The sequence below is a fragment of the Paractinoplanes globisporus DSM 43857 genome, from assembly GCF_000379645.1.
GTDB classification, from domain to species: Bacteria; Actinomycetota; Actinomycetes; order Mycobacteriales; family Micromonosporaceae; genus Actinoplanes; species Actinoplanes globisporus.
This window is the reverse complement of sequence record NZ_KB903357.1, coordinates 13103-27757: the sequence shown is the minus strand read 5'-3', so window position 1 is coordinate 27757 and position 14655 is coordinate 13103. Positions and strand designations below refer to the sequence as shown.

Genomic DNA, 14655 nt, shown 5'->3' with positions numbered 1-14655 from the left:
CCGGCCTCAGGTGGCCGGTCCGGCCGAGAGCAGCCGCATCTCCCGGGCTCGCCGGACGGCCGACGACCGGTCCTGGGCCTGAAGCTTGGCGTAGATGTTGCGGATGTGGGTGTTGACGGTGTTCACCGAGACCGACAGCGCGCCGGCGATCTCCGGCCGGGAGAGGTTCGTCGGGAGATAGCGCAGCACCCGGAGCTCGCTCGGGCTGAGTCGCTCGATCTTCACCAGCGAGTCCGGTACGGACAGCGACGATCCACGCAGGACGTCGATGATGTCGGCCAGCAGGGCCGCGTGCGCCGTCTCGTGCCGTGGCATGGCCTCGAGCAGCCCGAGTGAGCCCGTCGTCGCGAACGGCAGGACGAGCCGGTCCGCCTCCGACAGGGCCAGCGCGTTCTCGGTGGCCACGACGGCGGCGCGCGGATCGCCGAGCTCGCGGTGGGCCAGCGCCGCCAGCAGGTTCGCCTCGACGACCGTCATGTAACCGATGGCGGGAGCGGTGCCGTCGAGGACGGCGCGCACGGCGGCGAGGGCGCCGGCCGGGTCGTCCTCGACGAGGCAGATGGCCGCGCGGGCGTTGTGGATCTCGCCGCAGCCGGCGAGACCGTCGTCCAGAGCGGCCAGCGACGCGCGGGCCTCGCCGGGCCGCCCGAGCTGGGCCTGAGTGGCCAGCCGCCAGCTCGTCAGCTGCCGCGCGAGCGCGTGCGGGCCCTCCAGCTGGGCCTGAAGATCCTCGGCCGCCCGGTATTCCGCGAGCGCCTCGTGCCGCATCCCCCGGCCGGCGAACAGCATGCCGGTCGCCATGTGCAGCACCAGGCTGATGAGCGGCCCGGTGTCCGTCTCCAGGGCCCGGGCGGTGCGGCTCAGCCAGCGCTCGGCCTCGTCGAACTCGCCGGTCCAGATGAGCACGCCCGCGAGGTTCGCCAGCGCCGGCGAGATCACCGGCTCCGTACCCCAGCCGTGCTGCTCGGCGAGGGCGATCGCCTCCCGGCAGCGTCGCCGCGTGGTGGCGAACGGCTCGACCTTCGAGGCGAAGGCGAGCTCGGCCAGGCAGGCCACTTCGAGGTACGGACGGCCGATCCGGCGCGCGAGATCGGCGCCCTCCCGCAGATGCCGCTGGCTGTCCTGGCTGCCGAGCGACCACGCCTCGACGATGCCGAGGTTCATCAGCGCCACCGCGCGCAGGTCGCTGTCGAGCGCGATGTCCTCGTCGGACTGCCCGGCCGGCGGCGTGGCGAGAAACGTGACCTGGTCGAGCACGCTCGCGAGGTGGCCGCGCTTGCGCGCCAGCGACAGTCGCAGCGCCGCGATCGCCACCTCGAGGCGGTGCCGGCGGTCCACCGGAGTCGCGGCGATCGAGGTCTCGGCGACCGTCAGGTGCGCGGCGGCCTCGTCCAGCCGCCCCCGGGCGAGCTCGTTGGTCGCCCGTGCGAGCGGGATGTCCGGGCCCTCGATCACGGCGGCCGGCGGGAAGGCCCGCAGCAGGGTCTGGATCGTCTGGGCCTGCCCGTCGAGGGTCAGGCCGAACGAGTGGTCGGCGAGCAGCCGCGCCGCGTCGGACCAGTCGCCCGCGGCCTGGGTGTGCCGGACGGCGTCGATGATCTCGCCGTGCTCGCCGAGCCACCCGGCGGCCAGCCGGTGCAGGGCCGGCACCTGGTCGGGCAGCCTCCGGCGCAGCTCGAGCCGGAGCAGGTCGGCGAAGAGGCGGTGGTACCGGAACCAGGTGCGGTCCGGGTCGAGGGAGATGACGAACGCGTTGGCGTCCTCGAGCCCGAGCAGGATTCCCTCGGAGCCGGGATGACCGGTCAGCAGGTCCGCCAGCTCGCCGTTGACCCGGTCGAGCAGGGACGTCCGCAGCAGCAGCCGCTGGACCTCGGGCGGCTGGCAGTCCAGCATCTCGGCGAGCAGGTACTCCGCGACCGTACGGCTGCTGCCCGAGAACTCCGCGACGAACCGCTCGCGGTCCGGGCTGCCGGCCAGTGAGATCGCCGCGAGCCGCAGACCCGCGGCCCAGCCCTCGGTGCGCTGGTGCAACAGCGCGGCTCCGGCCTCGGACAGGGCGATGCCCGAGGCCTCCAGGAACTCGCGGGTCTCCCGCTCGGTGAACCGCATTTCGGCCGTACGGAGCTCGGCCAGCTCACCGGCGAGGCGCAGCCGGTGCAGATGCAGCGGCAGATCGCGGCGGGTGGCGAGGATCGCGTGCACGCGCACGGGCAGTTTCTCCAGAAGCTGGGTCAGCTGGTGGAGCGCCTCCGGCGAGGTCAGCTCGTGCAGATCGTCGATGACCAGGACGGTCCGGCCGGGATGCCCGGTGAGCTCGGAGAGAACACGGTCGACGATCGTCCCCTCGTTGAACTCGGGTGTCGGCGCCGGCCGCTCGCGGTCGCCGGACCGGCCGTGTGCCCGCCGGACGGCGCCGAGGACGGCGATCCAGAACTGCTGCGAGTCCTGCTGGTCGCGCTGCACCTGGACGACGGCCGGCCGGCTCGACCGGCCCGGGCCGGCCGCCCAGGCCCGCAACAGCGAGGTCTTGCCGCTGCCGGCGGGCGCCGAGATCAGCGTCACCTTGGCCTCGGCCGCGCGATCGAGGGAGGCGAGGAGCCCGGCGCGCTCGATCAGCCGCGGAACCGCCGGCCCCGGCCCTCGCTGATCCGTCCCGATTGCCACGCCTGAACTCGATCCCCTGCCTGTCGGCACCGGGTACACGTTACGTGCCGGGCGCCAGACGCGACACAGTCGCATCGCCGGATCCCGGCGATGCGGGCTCACCGCGTCATGCCGGACCGTCGGAGCATGGGTCCTCCGTCGGCCAGGTACCTGATCCGCGTCAACGGCCATCTCGGCGTCACGTTCCTGTCGGCCTTCCCGCGGATGGCCGGGGAGCGGCGCGGGGCGGAGACGGTCCTGACCGGGGTGCTGGACCAACCCGGCCTGTTCGGCGTGCTGGCCGAGATCGAGGCGCTGGGCCTCGACCTGCTCGAGGTGCGCCGGCTCGATCCCCAGTAGATCACCGGAATCCGGTGATGCCCGCTCACCGTCCCGGCGGCGAGCCTCACGAAGAACCCGAACCGGTGAAAGGAAGTCCATGTCTGCCACGGACCGCCGCTCTTTCCTAGCCCGCAGCGCCGCACTCGCGGCCGTTCCCGCGGTCGCCGCCCTCGCCGGAAGCACGCCCGCCCACGCCGACACCGGCACCGACACGCTGCCCGACTACGCGCCGATCCCGCCGTCGGCGCTCGGCCCGGCGGTCAACGCGCAGGGCTACTTCGTCGGCCGGGTGCGCAAGAACCTGTACTGGGTCACCGACGGCACCTACCAGGCGGCGTTCCTCACCACCCGGGACGGCGTGGTGCTGTTCGACGCGCCGCCGAGCATCGGGCAGAACCTGAAGCGCGCCATCGACGAGATCACCGCCGCCAACGGGGTGTCCAACAAGGTCACGCACATCGTCTACTCGCACCACCACGCCGACCACCTCGGCGCGTCGTCGCTCTTCGGCCGGCACGTGACGCGGATCGGCCACGCCGAGAACAAGCGGCTGCTGCTGCGGGACAACGACCCGACCCGGCCGGCTCCCGACGTCACGTTCGAGGACCGCTACACGCTGCGGGTCGGCGGGGAGCGGGTCGAGCTGGCGTGGCACGGCACCAACCACACGCCGGACAACATCTACATCCACTTCCCCGGCCACGACACGCTCATGCTGGTCGACCTCAACCTGCCCGGCTGGGCGCCGTTCGACACCTTCAACATCAACGAGGACGTGCCCGGCTCGATAGCCGCGCCGGCCAAGGCCATGGCGTACCCGTGGAAGACCTTCATCGGCGGCCACATGGGCCGGCTCGGCACCCGCGCCGACATGGTCGTCTACCAGCAGTACGTGGACGACCTCATCGACAACATCAAGAAGGCCCTGGTGGCGGTCGACCCGACGCCGTTCTTCGTGAAGTACGGCAACAACAGCTGGGCCGCGGTCAAGGCGTACCAGGCGGCGCAGGTCGAGTACGCCTCCGCGCCGGTGATCAAGAAGTACACCGGCGTGCTCGCCGCCGTCGACGTCTACACCGACAGCACGACGTTCCTGATCCTCGAGTCGGTCCGCCTCGACCTCGGCATCGGCTCGCAGGTCCACGACTGAACCCGGCGCCGGCGCCGGCCCGGCGGCGCCGGCTCCCGTGGTCAGCGCCCGGCGATGTCCGACAGAAAGCGTTCCAGCGCGAGGGTGGCCGCGCCCAGGCTTACCGAGTCGCCCGGCAGGGTCGACCGGACGATCTCGGTGGCGAGGAACGGGCGGCCGAGCGCGTGCCGGGCGACGACCGCCTGGACCTCGGCGAGCAGGGGCTCGCCGAGCCGGGTGGCGACCCAGCTGCTGAGCACGATCGCCTCGGGGTTGAGCAGGTTGATCAGATTGGCGACCGCCGCGCCGAGATAGCGGGCGGTCTCCGCGACCACCTTCTGCGCGATCGGATCGCCGGCCTCTATGCCCCGGGTCAGGGCGTCGATGGTCGCGGTCTGGTCGTTGACGTGGAGCATCGGGCTGTCCGGGTCGAGCTCGCGCAGGTGCTGGACGATGCCGGGTGCGCCGACGTAGGCCTCGACGCATCCGCGGCCGCCGCAATGACACGGCCGCCCGTCCAGCACCAGTGTGGTGTGCCCCCATTCGCCGGCGCTGTTGGTCGCGCCCCGGTAGAGCGTCCCGCGGAACGCCAGGCCGGCGCCCACGCCGGTGCCCAGGTTCAGCACCACGACGTCCTCGCGGCGCCGCCCGGCGCCGAACCACAGTTCCGCGACGATCGCCGCGCGGAGCGGATTGTCCAGATGGGCCGGGACGCCGAGGCGCTCGGCGAGCAGGCGGCCCAGGGGGATGTCGTGCCAGTCCCAGTTCGGCGCGAAGACCGAGACGCCGCCGCGGTGGTCGACCTGGCCGGGAACGGTGATCCCGGCGCCCAGCACGCGTCGCTCCGGCACCCCGGCGCGGTCCAGTACCGTCCGGACCCCGGACACGATGTGGCCGACCACCTGGCCGGGGCGATTCTCGTCGGGGCTCAGCGCCTCCTCGACGCCGTCCAGGAAGGTCAGGGCGGCGTCGAAAAGATCCACGCGCACGTACGTCTCGGCCACGTCGACGCCGAGCAGCACCCCACCGGCGTGGTCGACCGCCATCAACGCGCGCGGGCGACCGGCGGAGTCCTCGAATCCGACTTCCAGCAGCAGTCCCGCCGCCAGCAGCTCACCGACGACCGTGCCGACCGTCGCGATGCTGAGCCCGGTCTCCGTGGCGATCCGCCGGCGGGACACCGGCGACTGGGCGATCACGACTCGCATGACCTCGAACCGGTTGGCCACGCGAATGTCCCGCGACGTCCCCTTGGCGATGCTGTGCCCCCTACCCGCTGCCCAAGCGGTCATGCTAACCGGCTACAGGCCCCAGCCCCAGCGCAGCTGCGCGACCCCGGAGGCGTTGTTCACGGCCAGCCCGGAGCCGCTCTGCCGGGTGATCGAGTAGCTGTCGCCCGAGCGCAGGCCCGGCCAGTAGACGACACCCATCTGCCGGGCCCGGGTGAGGTCGGTGGTGGCGGCGAAGTACGCGGTGAAGACGTTGCCGTCCTGGTTCTGGCCGCCGGTGTAGGTGAGCCCGGTGGTCATCGGCGCGCCGGCCTCGTCGATGATCGTGCGCGACGAGTACGACCCGAGCCGGTTGCTGAGATTGGTGGTCCACGCCGACCGGGTCGTGTCCGACGCCCAGAACCCGTAGAAGTGCAGCGACAGCAGCGTGCCGCTGAGCGCGCTGGATGCCCCGACGCCGGTCACGTTGTCGTTGTAGCCGGTGCCGCTGATCAGGACCCGGCCGCGCGGGATGGCCGAATGCCGGGACAGCCAGCCGGAGCAGAGCGACACCCATGAGCTGAGGCTGTAGCCGAAGGGCTCGTTCATCGGTTCGAAGTAGACGTTGGCGTTGCCGCCGTAGCCGGAGGTGATCGTGTCCCACATGGTGTTCCAGGCGGCGGTGTCGTCGACGAGGCCGTCCTTGTGGGTGTTCGCCTCCCAGTAGCTGAGGATCACCTTCATGCCGTGCGCCAGCGCGGAGTCGACGGCGCCCTGGTAGGAAGCCCACCAGGCGGAGTTGACGCTCTGCGGGTTGACCGGCAGGCGCAGGGTGTTGGCCCCCAGCAGGTTCTGGAAACCGGCGAGGATGCCGTCGGCCTTGCCGCGCACGGTGCTGTAGCTGTCGGAGGCGGTGAGGCCGGTCGGGATGACCCAGCCGTCGACGTAGTTGTCCCGGGCGTCGGCCCAGTTGACGCCCCGGAAGCTGTTGGTGGCGGCGGATGCCGCCGGCGCGAACGCGAGTACTGACACCGACACCGCGGCGGCCACGACCGCGCCGAGGATGCTCCGAGATCTCATCACGGCCTCCCTGAGGATGTTTACGCAAACATCAGAGTTTCTGAATGATTGACGGGCTGTTGCGCACGTGTCAAGAGCCTGGTAGATGTATCGACGATGGTTAACATATGGGTCAGCGGAAGGGGTGCCACAAGATGCGCCGGCTCGCACGGATGATCTCGATCGGCGCCGCGGTCGCCCTGACCGTGACCATGGCCTGGGCCGGCGTGTCCTCCGCCGCCGATCGGTACGCATGGGTTCCGCCGGCCCAGTTCCGGGGCGCGAACTGGGCCGATCCCCGGGACAACTACACCGCCGGCCCGGTCGTGCCGAGCGGCCTCGCCACCGGCGACGACTACCGCACCGCGTACCGCACGGCGACGGGGGTCGTCGACAGCTTCCGCACCAAGCTCGGCGCGAACACGGTGCGCCTGCCGATCAACCCGGCCAGCGTCGGTACCGCCTGGTGGACGTCGTACCGCGCCGCCGTGGACGCCGCCACCGCCCGCGGCTTCAAGGTCATCCTCAGCTACTGGGAGTCGGACACCGCCAAGGACGGCCGCGTCGACGACCCCGCCGCCTGGCAGCGGATGTGGCGGACCGTGGTGGACGCGTACGGGCGGAACTCCCGGGTCTATTTCGAGCCGATGAACGAGCCGTTCGGCTACACCCTCGACGAGTGGGTCTCGCTCTGCTCGGACTGGCTGTCCCGTCACCCGAAGGTTCCGCGCGGCCGGGTCGTGATCAGCGGCACCGGCTACAACGACAACGTCACCGGGGTCGGCGCGGCGCCCGCGCTGAACGGCACGCTGCTGTCGCTGCACTTCTACGGGTTCTGGGCCAACTACACCACCGAGGCCGAGTGGATCGCCAACCTGCTGCCGCGGATCGGCGCGTACGCCCATCGGACGATCGTCGACGAGGCGGGCGCGCCGATGACGATCGGGCTGAACTACGGAAACCACAACGGCAACGTCTCCACCGCCTACCTGGCCGCCATCACCGAGATCGCCCGCGGCACCGGCATGGGCCTCGTCTACTGGCCCGGCCTGCGGTTCGGCGACTCGTACTCCCTGCTGAGTCCCGACGTCGCCGGCAAGCTCAGGGTCAACAGTGAGTCCGGGCTCGCTCAGCTGCGCTGGGGCTGGGGCTTCGGGGACAGCCCGCCGGTGAACGACGAACCGCCCGCGCCGCCCGGCGAGCAGATCAGGGGCGTCGAGTCCGGCCGCTGCGTCGACGTGCCGGGTTTCTCCACCGCGGACGGCACCGCGCTCGACCTCTGGGACTGCAACGGCGGCGGCAATCAGTCCTGGAACCGCACCGCCGCCGGCGAGCTCACCGTCTACGGCAGCAAGTGCATGGGCATCGGCAACGGCGGCACGGCCGGCGCTCCCGTGCGGATCGGCCAGTGCGGCGGGGCCGCGTCCGAGCGGTGGAGCGTCAACCCGGACGGCACGATCACGAGCGCGGCGAACCCCGGCCTCTGCCTCGCCGCCGCCGGCGACGGCAACGGAGCCGCGGTGGACGTCCGTGAATGCGACGGCTCGGCCGGCCAGGCGTGGCAGATCGCCTCCCCGGCCACACGGCCGAACACCGCGTTCTGAGGTGAACGCTCCCGAGTCCGATCGGAATGGACGCCGGGCCCGGTCGGTTCAGGTGCGGTCGATGATCTGGTCGTCGGGCAGTCGGGGTGTCCGTGGGGTGCCGGTGCCCGCCGAGTCGATCGTGCCGAGACGTAACAGCAGGTAGGGGTAGCCGATGCTGGCGATCATCGCGCGCATCGCCTGGCGGGTGGCGATCATTTCGATCGGCGCGCTGTGCGGTACCACGGAGATGCCGTGTGTGGTGGCGGTGAGCCAGCCGGCGGACAGCGCTTCGCCGGCGCGCAGCCAGTTGAGGGGCTGGTCGGTGTCGCCGTAGAGCATGACGAACACGGCCGCCTTGTCATGGCCGGCGTTGACGGGCAGCGAGCCGGGATGGCCGAAGTCGCGGCCGGGCACCGTGGTCTGCCTGGTGTGGTCGGGGATGGCGGAATCGGGGACGCCGGTCCCGGGCGGCCGGGCGGCACCGGTCCAGTACGCGAGTTCCGTCTGCCATGCGGGGTCGGCGGCTTCGCTGCGTTGTGCGTGATCGGCGGCGGCGGCGAGTTCGAGGAGCTGGTCGGCCCGCAGCGTGTGTAACCCGGTCTCCTGCGCCTCCACGGCCGCGGTGATCGCGGCCAGGTCGGCCGGGTCGACCGGCGTGCCGGTCACCGGGCGCCGGTCGGTGTGGCGCAAGGGAATGGCCTGAAGGTGCCGCATCGCCTGTAGATCCACCGGAGCCCGCCCTTCGACATGGATGCGGGCGAGCAGCTCCCGGTCCGCGTTCTCCGGCAGCCGGTTCACGGTGGCGGCCCAGCCCTGGGCGGCCAGGGCGACGCGGGCGTGGTGCAATGCGACGCCGCAGCTCAGCGTTGCCAGCCGTCCGTCGGGATCGGTGACCGGCAGAACCCGGTCGGGTACGAGGTGCAGTTCGAGGGTGTCGGTGGTGAGCCGCCACCGCCAAGGCTGGGTGTTGTGGATCGACGGGGCGTAGCCGGCGGCGGCCGCCGCTTCGCCGAGGGCGTGAGTAGCGACCTGGGTGTCGGTGGGGTGGGTCAGGGCATCGGTGTCCATGGTGAGGTTCCTTTCGGTGTGGTTGCCCCGGCGGTGCCCAGCGGTCGAGTGTCGACAATGTGCATGGGCGGTCATTCCGCGGGTGAAGCGTCGATCGAGGCGAGGAACCGGCCGGATGGGGCGGACGGCCACCTCGGCGTCGACGAGACATCGACACCGCCGGCCTGCCCTGCCTGCCGCGGGAGGCGAGAGCGAATCGGCGTGGCGCGGCGACGGCGCAGGCGAGGGGTTACGGGGACGACACCTCGAGCGAAGCGCCGGTCGTGTCAGGTCGTACCCGCAGGGTCCAGGCGGCGGAGGTACGCGTCAGCGGGCACGCAGTGCGGCGTCGCTGTGCGAACGCTGCTCCCCACCGACGCTACGCCGTCCCGGAGGGCGCGGCAGTCGAACCGGTCCCCTTTTGCCGTCAGTGACGTGATCGGCGCCCTGGCACGGCGCTTGTTGGACCGAATGCGCGTAGGGTGAGCATGTCACTCGAGCCCCCGGTGGCTGTTCGCCTCTCCCACCGCCGCCTTCGAGTTGGTCCTGAGCCGAGGTCGTCACGACCCGCTCATACTCCTTCAGGCGCCGCGCGACCACCAGTGTCGCTGTTTCGCACGGACGCGGAGCGGTCCGGGCCGGTCACCATGTCATTCCGCGGGCGTTCGCTTCGCGGGAACCTGCTCTATGAGCAACCAGAGAGTATGTGAGTGCGATGGTAGACATCGCCAACGACCACAACAGCACCACTTTGCAGCCGAGGCACACGCCGGACACCGGTGAAACCCGGCCCGGCCGCCCGAGCCTGGCCCCGCCGTTTGCGACACGCTCGGCAGCACGGTCGGCAGCCGCCGCACAGTACCTGCTGGCCGGAATCCGGATCGCCCTCGGCTGGATCTTCCTGTGGGCGTTCCTGGACAAGACATTCGGGCTCGGCCATGAAACGACCGCGGCGAAGTCGTGGCTCAACGGCGGCAGCCCCACCAAGGGATTCCTCGGCTCCGCGGCCGAAGGCCCGTTCGCGGGCTTCTACCACTCGATCGCCGGGGCGGCCGTCATCGACGTGCTGTTCATGGCGACCCTGCTCGGGGTCGGCGTGGCGCTGATCCTGGGCATCGGCATGCGCCTGGCGGCCGGCGCCGGCGCGCTGCTCACCATCATGATGTGGACCGCGGTACTGCCCCCGGCGAGCAACCCGTTCCTGGACGACCACCTGATCTACGCCGCCATCCTCATCGTGCTGGCCCTGCTCGGCGCCGGAGACACCCTCGGCCTCGGCCGGGCCTGGTCGTCGCTGCCGCTGGTGCGGCGCGCGACCTGGCTCAAGTAGGACGTCGCCGGTTCACCCGCCCGTGAACCAGCGGCCCCGGCCGTATCCGTCAGGAGCTGACGGGTGCGGCCGGGCCCATCCTGAGAAGGTCGCCGTGACCGGGCGCCCGCTACCTCGTGATCGGAACTCACAGCCGACGGACGCGGTGCCGGCGCGAGAAGGCAGCTCGGATCAGACGGCGACCAGAATGCCGACCGACCCGGTCACGCCCGCGGCATGCGCCGTCGGGGGTGCCGGATCGAACTCCGCGGTGAGGATGCCGAGCAGCCCGGTCAGGCCCAGGATCCGGCTCACGACGGGTTGCGGGTTCGTGATCCGCAGTTGACAGCCGGCGCCGGCGGCGAGGTTGCCCACGACGACCAGAACGCTGAGTCCGCCGCAGTCCAGGAACGTGACCCCGGCGAGATCAACCTCGATGCGGCGGGGATTCAGCGCGGCAAAAACGGTGAAAAGCCGGGCTCGCAGCAGGTCGGTGGTCGACAGGTCGATCTCGCCGGTCACGGCGACCCGGGCGGTTCCCGGAGATGGACAACTGGTGTCGAAGCGCAGTAGCCCCGCGGGGGCCACCGGCGCGAACGTATTGAACATGGTTCCTCCAGCCCAACGACTTCCAGAGAGTGCGTGGTGGGCGGGCGGGGTCCGGACCCGTGGCCGGGGAGGCAACGACCCGAGGATCGCGAGCGTTGCGGGCTCGACGAGATGCGCACATCGATGCGGTAACAACCCGCACACTACTCGCTAGAGCCCTCCATTTGGGACACCGACATCGGAAGTTGTGCCGATTGGGCGGCGGGCCGCCGCGGGCTCGATTCAGATCGGCCGCGCGGCCACGACCACCCGATGGGGGTGATGCAGCCGCGCCGCGGAGGCACGAGGCTGGTCGCACGCGCAGGTCGCGACAGGAGGTCGATCATGGTCGGAGCGCTGCTTCTCGGGTTCGTCGCCGGCGTCATCGCCAGGGTGCTCATGCCGGGCGACGTCTTCCGCAAGATGAGCGGGCCGGCGTCGTGGCTGGTCTCGATAGGTCTGGGGCTGGTCGGTGCGGTGGTCGGGTACGTCATCTTCACGCTCGGCCTGGGCATCGGGGACGACGACATCTTCGATTGGGGCGGCATCCTGAGCGCGATCATCGGGACGCTGATCGTGATCCCGGTGGCCGGATGGCTGCTGCGCCGGTCGGGGAAGGCCACCCCGTAGACGCAAGGAAACAAGTTTCCGAGTCGTTTCCTTGACATCGACAAATCCAACTACTTAGGTGAAGGAAACAGTTTTCCGTCGAGCCGATCAGGTCGGTCAACTCCCGCGGCGGGTCCCCTCCCCCGAAGGAGTTGGCAGATGCTGCATCGGCTGGGTCGGCTGCTGGCCGTACCCGTGTTGCTCGTCCTCGCTCTCGTCGCTCAGCCCGCCGCGCCGGCGCTGGCCGCGGTGGAGACCATGACCGTCGACATGACCGCCTTCGGTGGCACGCCCACCTACCGGGCGTCGGGCTTCATCTACGGGATCTCGCAGAACGGGGCGTCCCCCTCGGCCTCGCTGCAGAGCCAGATCAAGGTCAAAGTCATGCGGGCCGGCGGATCGCAGATCGGGTGCCCCAACGGCGGGTACGTGAACGGTGGGTACGCCGCGCGGTGGAACTTCATCAAGGCGTACTACGCGCGGGCCCGGGCGACCGGCGCGCGGTTCAGCCTGCTCCTGTCGGGGATGTGGGGGTCGGACGGGGTCTGCAACGTGCCGCGGTGGCCGGGCGACGGCGGCAACTGGACGGAGTACACGAACTTCGTGAACCAGCTGATCGCCGACGCCAAGGCGAACGGCATGACCGGCTCCGACGTGCGCTGGGACATGTGGAACGAGCCGAACATCTTCTTCTGGGGCCGCACCCAGAGCCAGTACCTCGAGATGATCCGGCGCGGCACCCAGCTGGTGCGGGCCGCCATCCCGGGCGCGGTGATCGAGGGGCCGAGCTACGCGGGCGTGCCGACGGCGTCGAACTCGTGGTGGACGACGTACCTCAACTACGTGAAGGCCAACAACGTCGTGCCGAACATCATGAGCTGGCACGACCTGCCCGGCGACCCGGCCACCGACGCGGCGAACCTCTCCGGGATGCTCTCGTCCCGCGGCATCGCCATCAGCGGCACCTCGGTGAACGAGTACGGGGCGTTCGGCGACGAGCAGCAGCCGGGCCCGTCGGCGTGGTACATCTCCCGGCTCGAGCGCTGCAACTGCGACGGCGCGCGGGCGAACTGGGGCATGGTCGGCCAGACGCCGTCCCTGTACGACACGTTCGGCTGGCTGGTCACGGCGAACGCGAACCAGCCGATGGGGCAGTGGTGGGTCTACCAGCGATACGCCAGCCAGACCGGCCAGCGTACGAAGATCACCCCGAGCTCGAGCCACGACGGCATCGTGTTCCAGGACTCGTCGGCCCGCCGGTCGCTCGCGGTCTACGGCGCGAAGGCCGGGGGAGCGCAGGGCGCAATCGACATCCGGTACACCGGCATCCCGTCGTGGCTGGGCACCAGCTCGGTCAACGTGCTGGTGGAGCGGATGCCGTCGACAAACGCGTACGTGAGCGCCCCGACGGTCGTCTCCAACTCGCGGGTGACCGTGAGCGGCGGCGCCATCACCGTCTCGGTCAACTGGACGAGCGCGAAGGACGCGTACGCCGTCACCCTCACCCCCTGACCGAACCCGCGGCGGCCCGGCGACGGGCCGCCGCGCGTGCCGGCTACTCCCGCCTGATGTCGTGGGCCACGACCTCGCCGATGAGGACGGCGGTCGCGGCCGGGCCGCGCTGGGGAGCGTCCGGCAGGAGGGAGGTGTCCGCGACGCGGAGCCCGGTCACGCCGTGCACGCGGCCGTACTCGTCGGTGACGCCGCCCATCGGGGCCGTCCCGCAGGTGTGCTGGGACGTGCCGAGATGGTCGCGGATCCACCAGTCGTCCGGGATCTCGGCGTCGATCAGCTCGGCGCAGGTCCGGACCGCCTCCCGCAGCCGGCCGAGGCTGCCCGGCGCGCTCAGATAGTGGTAGTCGATGTCCGGGGGCACCGACGGATCGGCCGAGCGCAGCCGGAGCGTACCGGCGGATTGTGGGGTGAGGTCGGAGACGAAGAACGCCAGGGGCGAAACCGACTGCAGGATCTCGAGGTTGCCCGGGCCGCCGGCCGCGTCGCTGGAGGCCAGGTGCAGGCAGCCGCCGAGCCAGGTGTCCGGCGGATCGCCGGCCTCGAACGACCGCCGCCACTCCAGCACGAGCTGCGGATGGTCGCTGAACCCGGTGCCGACCGGAGCGTCCCGCACGACCGGAACGCCCAGGCGCTCGAGGTCGGCCCGGGGCCCGATGCCGGAGAGCAGCAGCAGGTGCGCGGTGCCGAAGGCGCCCGCGCTGAGCACGACGGAGCCGGCCGGAATGAGGCCGCGCGTGGTGGCGACCCCGGTGACCCGGCCGCGTTCCGTCACGATCCGGGTCGCGCGGCAGTCGCCGAGCACGGTCAGATTCGGCCGGGCCCGCACCGGCGCGGTGAGGTAGCTGAGGCCGGTGTTGCGCCGGATGCCGGCGTCGGCGTTGCACGGCACCGGCCCGAAACCGGGCGGTCCCTGGTCGTTCTTGTCGGGGTCGGCCGGGAATCCCGAAGCGGCCGCGGCGAAGGCGGCCGCCGCCGGATGATCGAGCCGGGTGCGCCGGACCAGCATCGGCCCGTCGTGCCCGTGGAGATCGCCGTCCGGGTAGTCGAGATCCGTCTCCAGGGCGCGCAGGAACGGCAGCACGCGGTCGTACGCCCAGGCCGGCCCCCAGCGGGCGAAGTCCTCGCGCCGGGCGCGCACGAAGTACCCGCCGTTGATCGTGGTCGACCCGCCGAGGATCCGCCCGCGCGGGACCACCCACGGCCGGTCGGGCGTCAGGCGTACGGGATAGGAGAAAACGCCCGGGTGATCGAGCCGGGCGCCGGGAACCTGCCGGGCGTCGAGCAGCTCCGGCCCCAGATCCCAGGGGTCGGCCGGCGCCGGACCGGCCTCCAGGAGCAGCACCGAACGGTCCGGGTCCTCGCTCAGCCGGGCCGCGAGCACCGCCCCGGCGGCGCCCGCTCCGATCACCACGACGTCCACCCTTTCATTTTGGCACTGCATGCCATTAATCTGGCAATCAAACCTTGAGCAAGCAAGGAGTGAGTCATGGACGAGAACCAGATCCTCGACACCCCGGACGACAACGTCGCCGAGCAGGTGACGCCCGAGATGCTCGTCGAGGCCGACGACCTGGTCGAAGAGGTCTCGATCGACGGCATGTGCGGCGTCTACTAGGCCGC

13 protein-coding genes are annotated in these 14655 nt (G+C 71.1%); 7 read left to right on the top strand and 6 right to left on the bottom strand.

Translation table 11 applies throughout. The features are described 5' to 3' along the window. Positions 1 to 6 precede the first annotated feature (6 nt). Positions 7 to 2664 carry a winged helix-turn-helix domain-containing protein gene (locus A3CQ_RS0147985; RefSeq protein WP_020518125.1) on the bottom strand — a complete coding sequence of 886 codons (2658 nt, stop codon included), beginning with the start codon at positions 2662 to 2664 and terminating at the stop codon, positions 7 to 9. Between the two features lie 126 nt (positions 2665 to 2790). Between A3CQ_RS0147985 and A3CQ_RS0147980 the strand changes: the two genes are divergently transcribed. Together A3CQ_RS0147980 and A3CQ_RS0147975 are read left to right on the top strand one after the other, a co-directional pair. After that, entirely contained in the window at positions 2791 to 3003 is a 213-nt protein-coding gene (locus A3CQ_RS0147980) for a DUF8691 family protein (RefSeq protein WP_020518124.1), read from the top strand. Positions 3004 to 3082: 79 nt separating this feature from the next. Next, a complete protein-coding gene (locus tag A3CQ_RS0147975; RefSeq protein WP_026207026.1) occupies positions 3083 to 4135 on the top strand; it encodes an MBL fold metallo-hydrolase in 1053 nt (350 codons plus the stop codon). 41 nt (positions 4136 to 4176) lie between these two features. On the opposite strand, the gene A3CQ_RS0147970 is transcribed toward A3CQ_RS0147975, so the two are convergent. Beyond that, a complete protein-coding gene (locus A3CQ_RS0147970) occupies positions 4177 to 5406 on the bottom strand; it encodes an ROK family protein (protein WP_026207025.1) in 1230 nt (409 codons plus the stop codon). Between the two features lie 9 nt (positions 5407 to 5415). Continuing rightward, positions 5416 to 6402 carry a cellulase family glycosylhydrolase gene (locus tag A3CQ_RS0147965; RefSeq protein WP_026207024.1) on the bottom strand — a complete coding sequence of 329 codons (987 nt, stop codon included), beginning with the start codon at positions 6400 to 6402 and terminating at the stop codon, positions 5416 to 5418. A 134-nt stretch (positions 6403 to 6536) separates the two neighbouring features. Here A3CQ_RS0147965 and A3CQ_RS0147960 point away from each other — a divergent pair, with 134 nt between their 5' ends. Beyond that, complete coding sequence (locus A3CQ_RS0147960; protein ID WP_020518121.1) at positions 6537 to 7985, top strand: ricin-type beta-trefoil lectin domain protein; 1449 nt, start codon at positions 6537 to 6539, stop codon at positions 7983 to 7985. Between the two features lie 48 nt (positions 7986 to 8033). Here A3CQ_RS0147960 and A3CQ_RS0147955 read toward each other — a convergent pair whose 3' ends face one another. Beyond that, positions 8034 to 9035, bottom strand: coding sequence for an Acg family FMN-binding oxidoreductase (locus A3CQ_RS0147955; RefSeq protein WP_020518120.1), 1002 nt, complete (start codon positions 9033 to 9035; stop codon positions 8034 to 8036). 694 nt (positions 9036 to 9729) lie between these two features. Here A3CQ_RS0147955 and A3CQ_RS0147950 point away from each other — a divergent pair. Continuing rightward, a complete protein-coding gene (locus A3CQ_RS0147950) occupies positions 9730 to 10344 on the top strand; it encodes a DoxX family protein (protein ID WP_020518119.1) in 615 nt (204 codons plus the stop codon). A 171-nt stretch (positions 10345 to 10515) separates the two neighbouring features. On the opposite strand, the gene A3CQ_RS56555 is transcribed toward A3CQ_RS0147950, so the two are convergent. Next, positions 10516 to 10932 (bottom strand): STAS domain-containing protein, encoded by a 417-nt coding sequence (locus tag A3CQ_RS56555; RefSeq protein WP_084699531.1) that lies wholly within the window; start codon positions 10930 to 10932, stop codon positions 10516 to 10518. A gap of 324 nt (positions 10933 to 11256) precedes the next feature. Between A3CQ_RS56555 and A3CQ_RS0147940 the strand changes: the two genes are divergently transcribed. Together A3CQ_RS0147940 and A3CQ_RS56550 are read left to right on the top strand one after the other, a co-directional pair. After that, positions 11257 to 11541: a GlsB/YeaQ/YmgE family stress response membrane protein gene (locus A3CQ_RS0147940; protein WP_020518117.1), complete on the top strand. Its 285-nt coding sequence runs from the start codon at positions 11257 to 11259 to the stop codon at positions 11539 to 11541. Positions 11542 to 11679: 138 nt separating this feature from the next. Continuing rightward, on the top strand, positions 11680 to 13032 hold the full coding sequence (locus tag A3CQ_RS56550) for a hypothetical protein (RefSeq protein ID WP_020518116.1): 1353 nt from the start codon (positions 11680 to 11682) through the stop codon (positions 13030 to 13032). Positions 13033 to 13075: 43 nt separating this feature from the next. Here the strand turns inward: A3CQ_RS56550 and mftG are convergent, their stop codons facing one another. Beyond that, positions 13076 to 14455 carry a mycofactocin dehydrogenase MftG gene (gene mftG, locus A3CQ_RS0147930; protein ID WP_020518115.1) on the bottom strand — a complete coding sequence of 460 codons (1380 nt, stop codon included), beginning with the start codon at positions 14453 to 14455 and terminating at the stop codon, positions 13076 to 13078. Between the two features lie 66 nt (positions 14456 to 14521). Between mftG and mftA the strand changes: the two genes are divergently transcribed. Next, positions 14522 to 14650 carry a mycofactocin precursor MftA gene (gene mftA / locus A3CQ_RS58580; protein ID WP_020518114.1) on the top strand — a complete coding sequence of 43 codons (129 nt, stop codon included), beginning with the start codon at positions 14522 to 14524 and terminating at the stop codon, positions 14648 to 14650. The last annotated feature ends 5 nt before the right edge of the window (positions 14651 to 14655 follow it).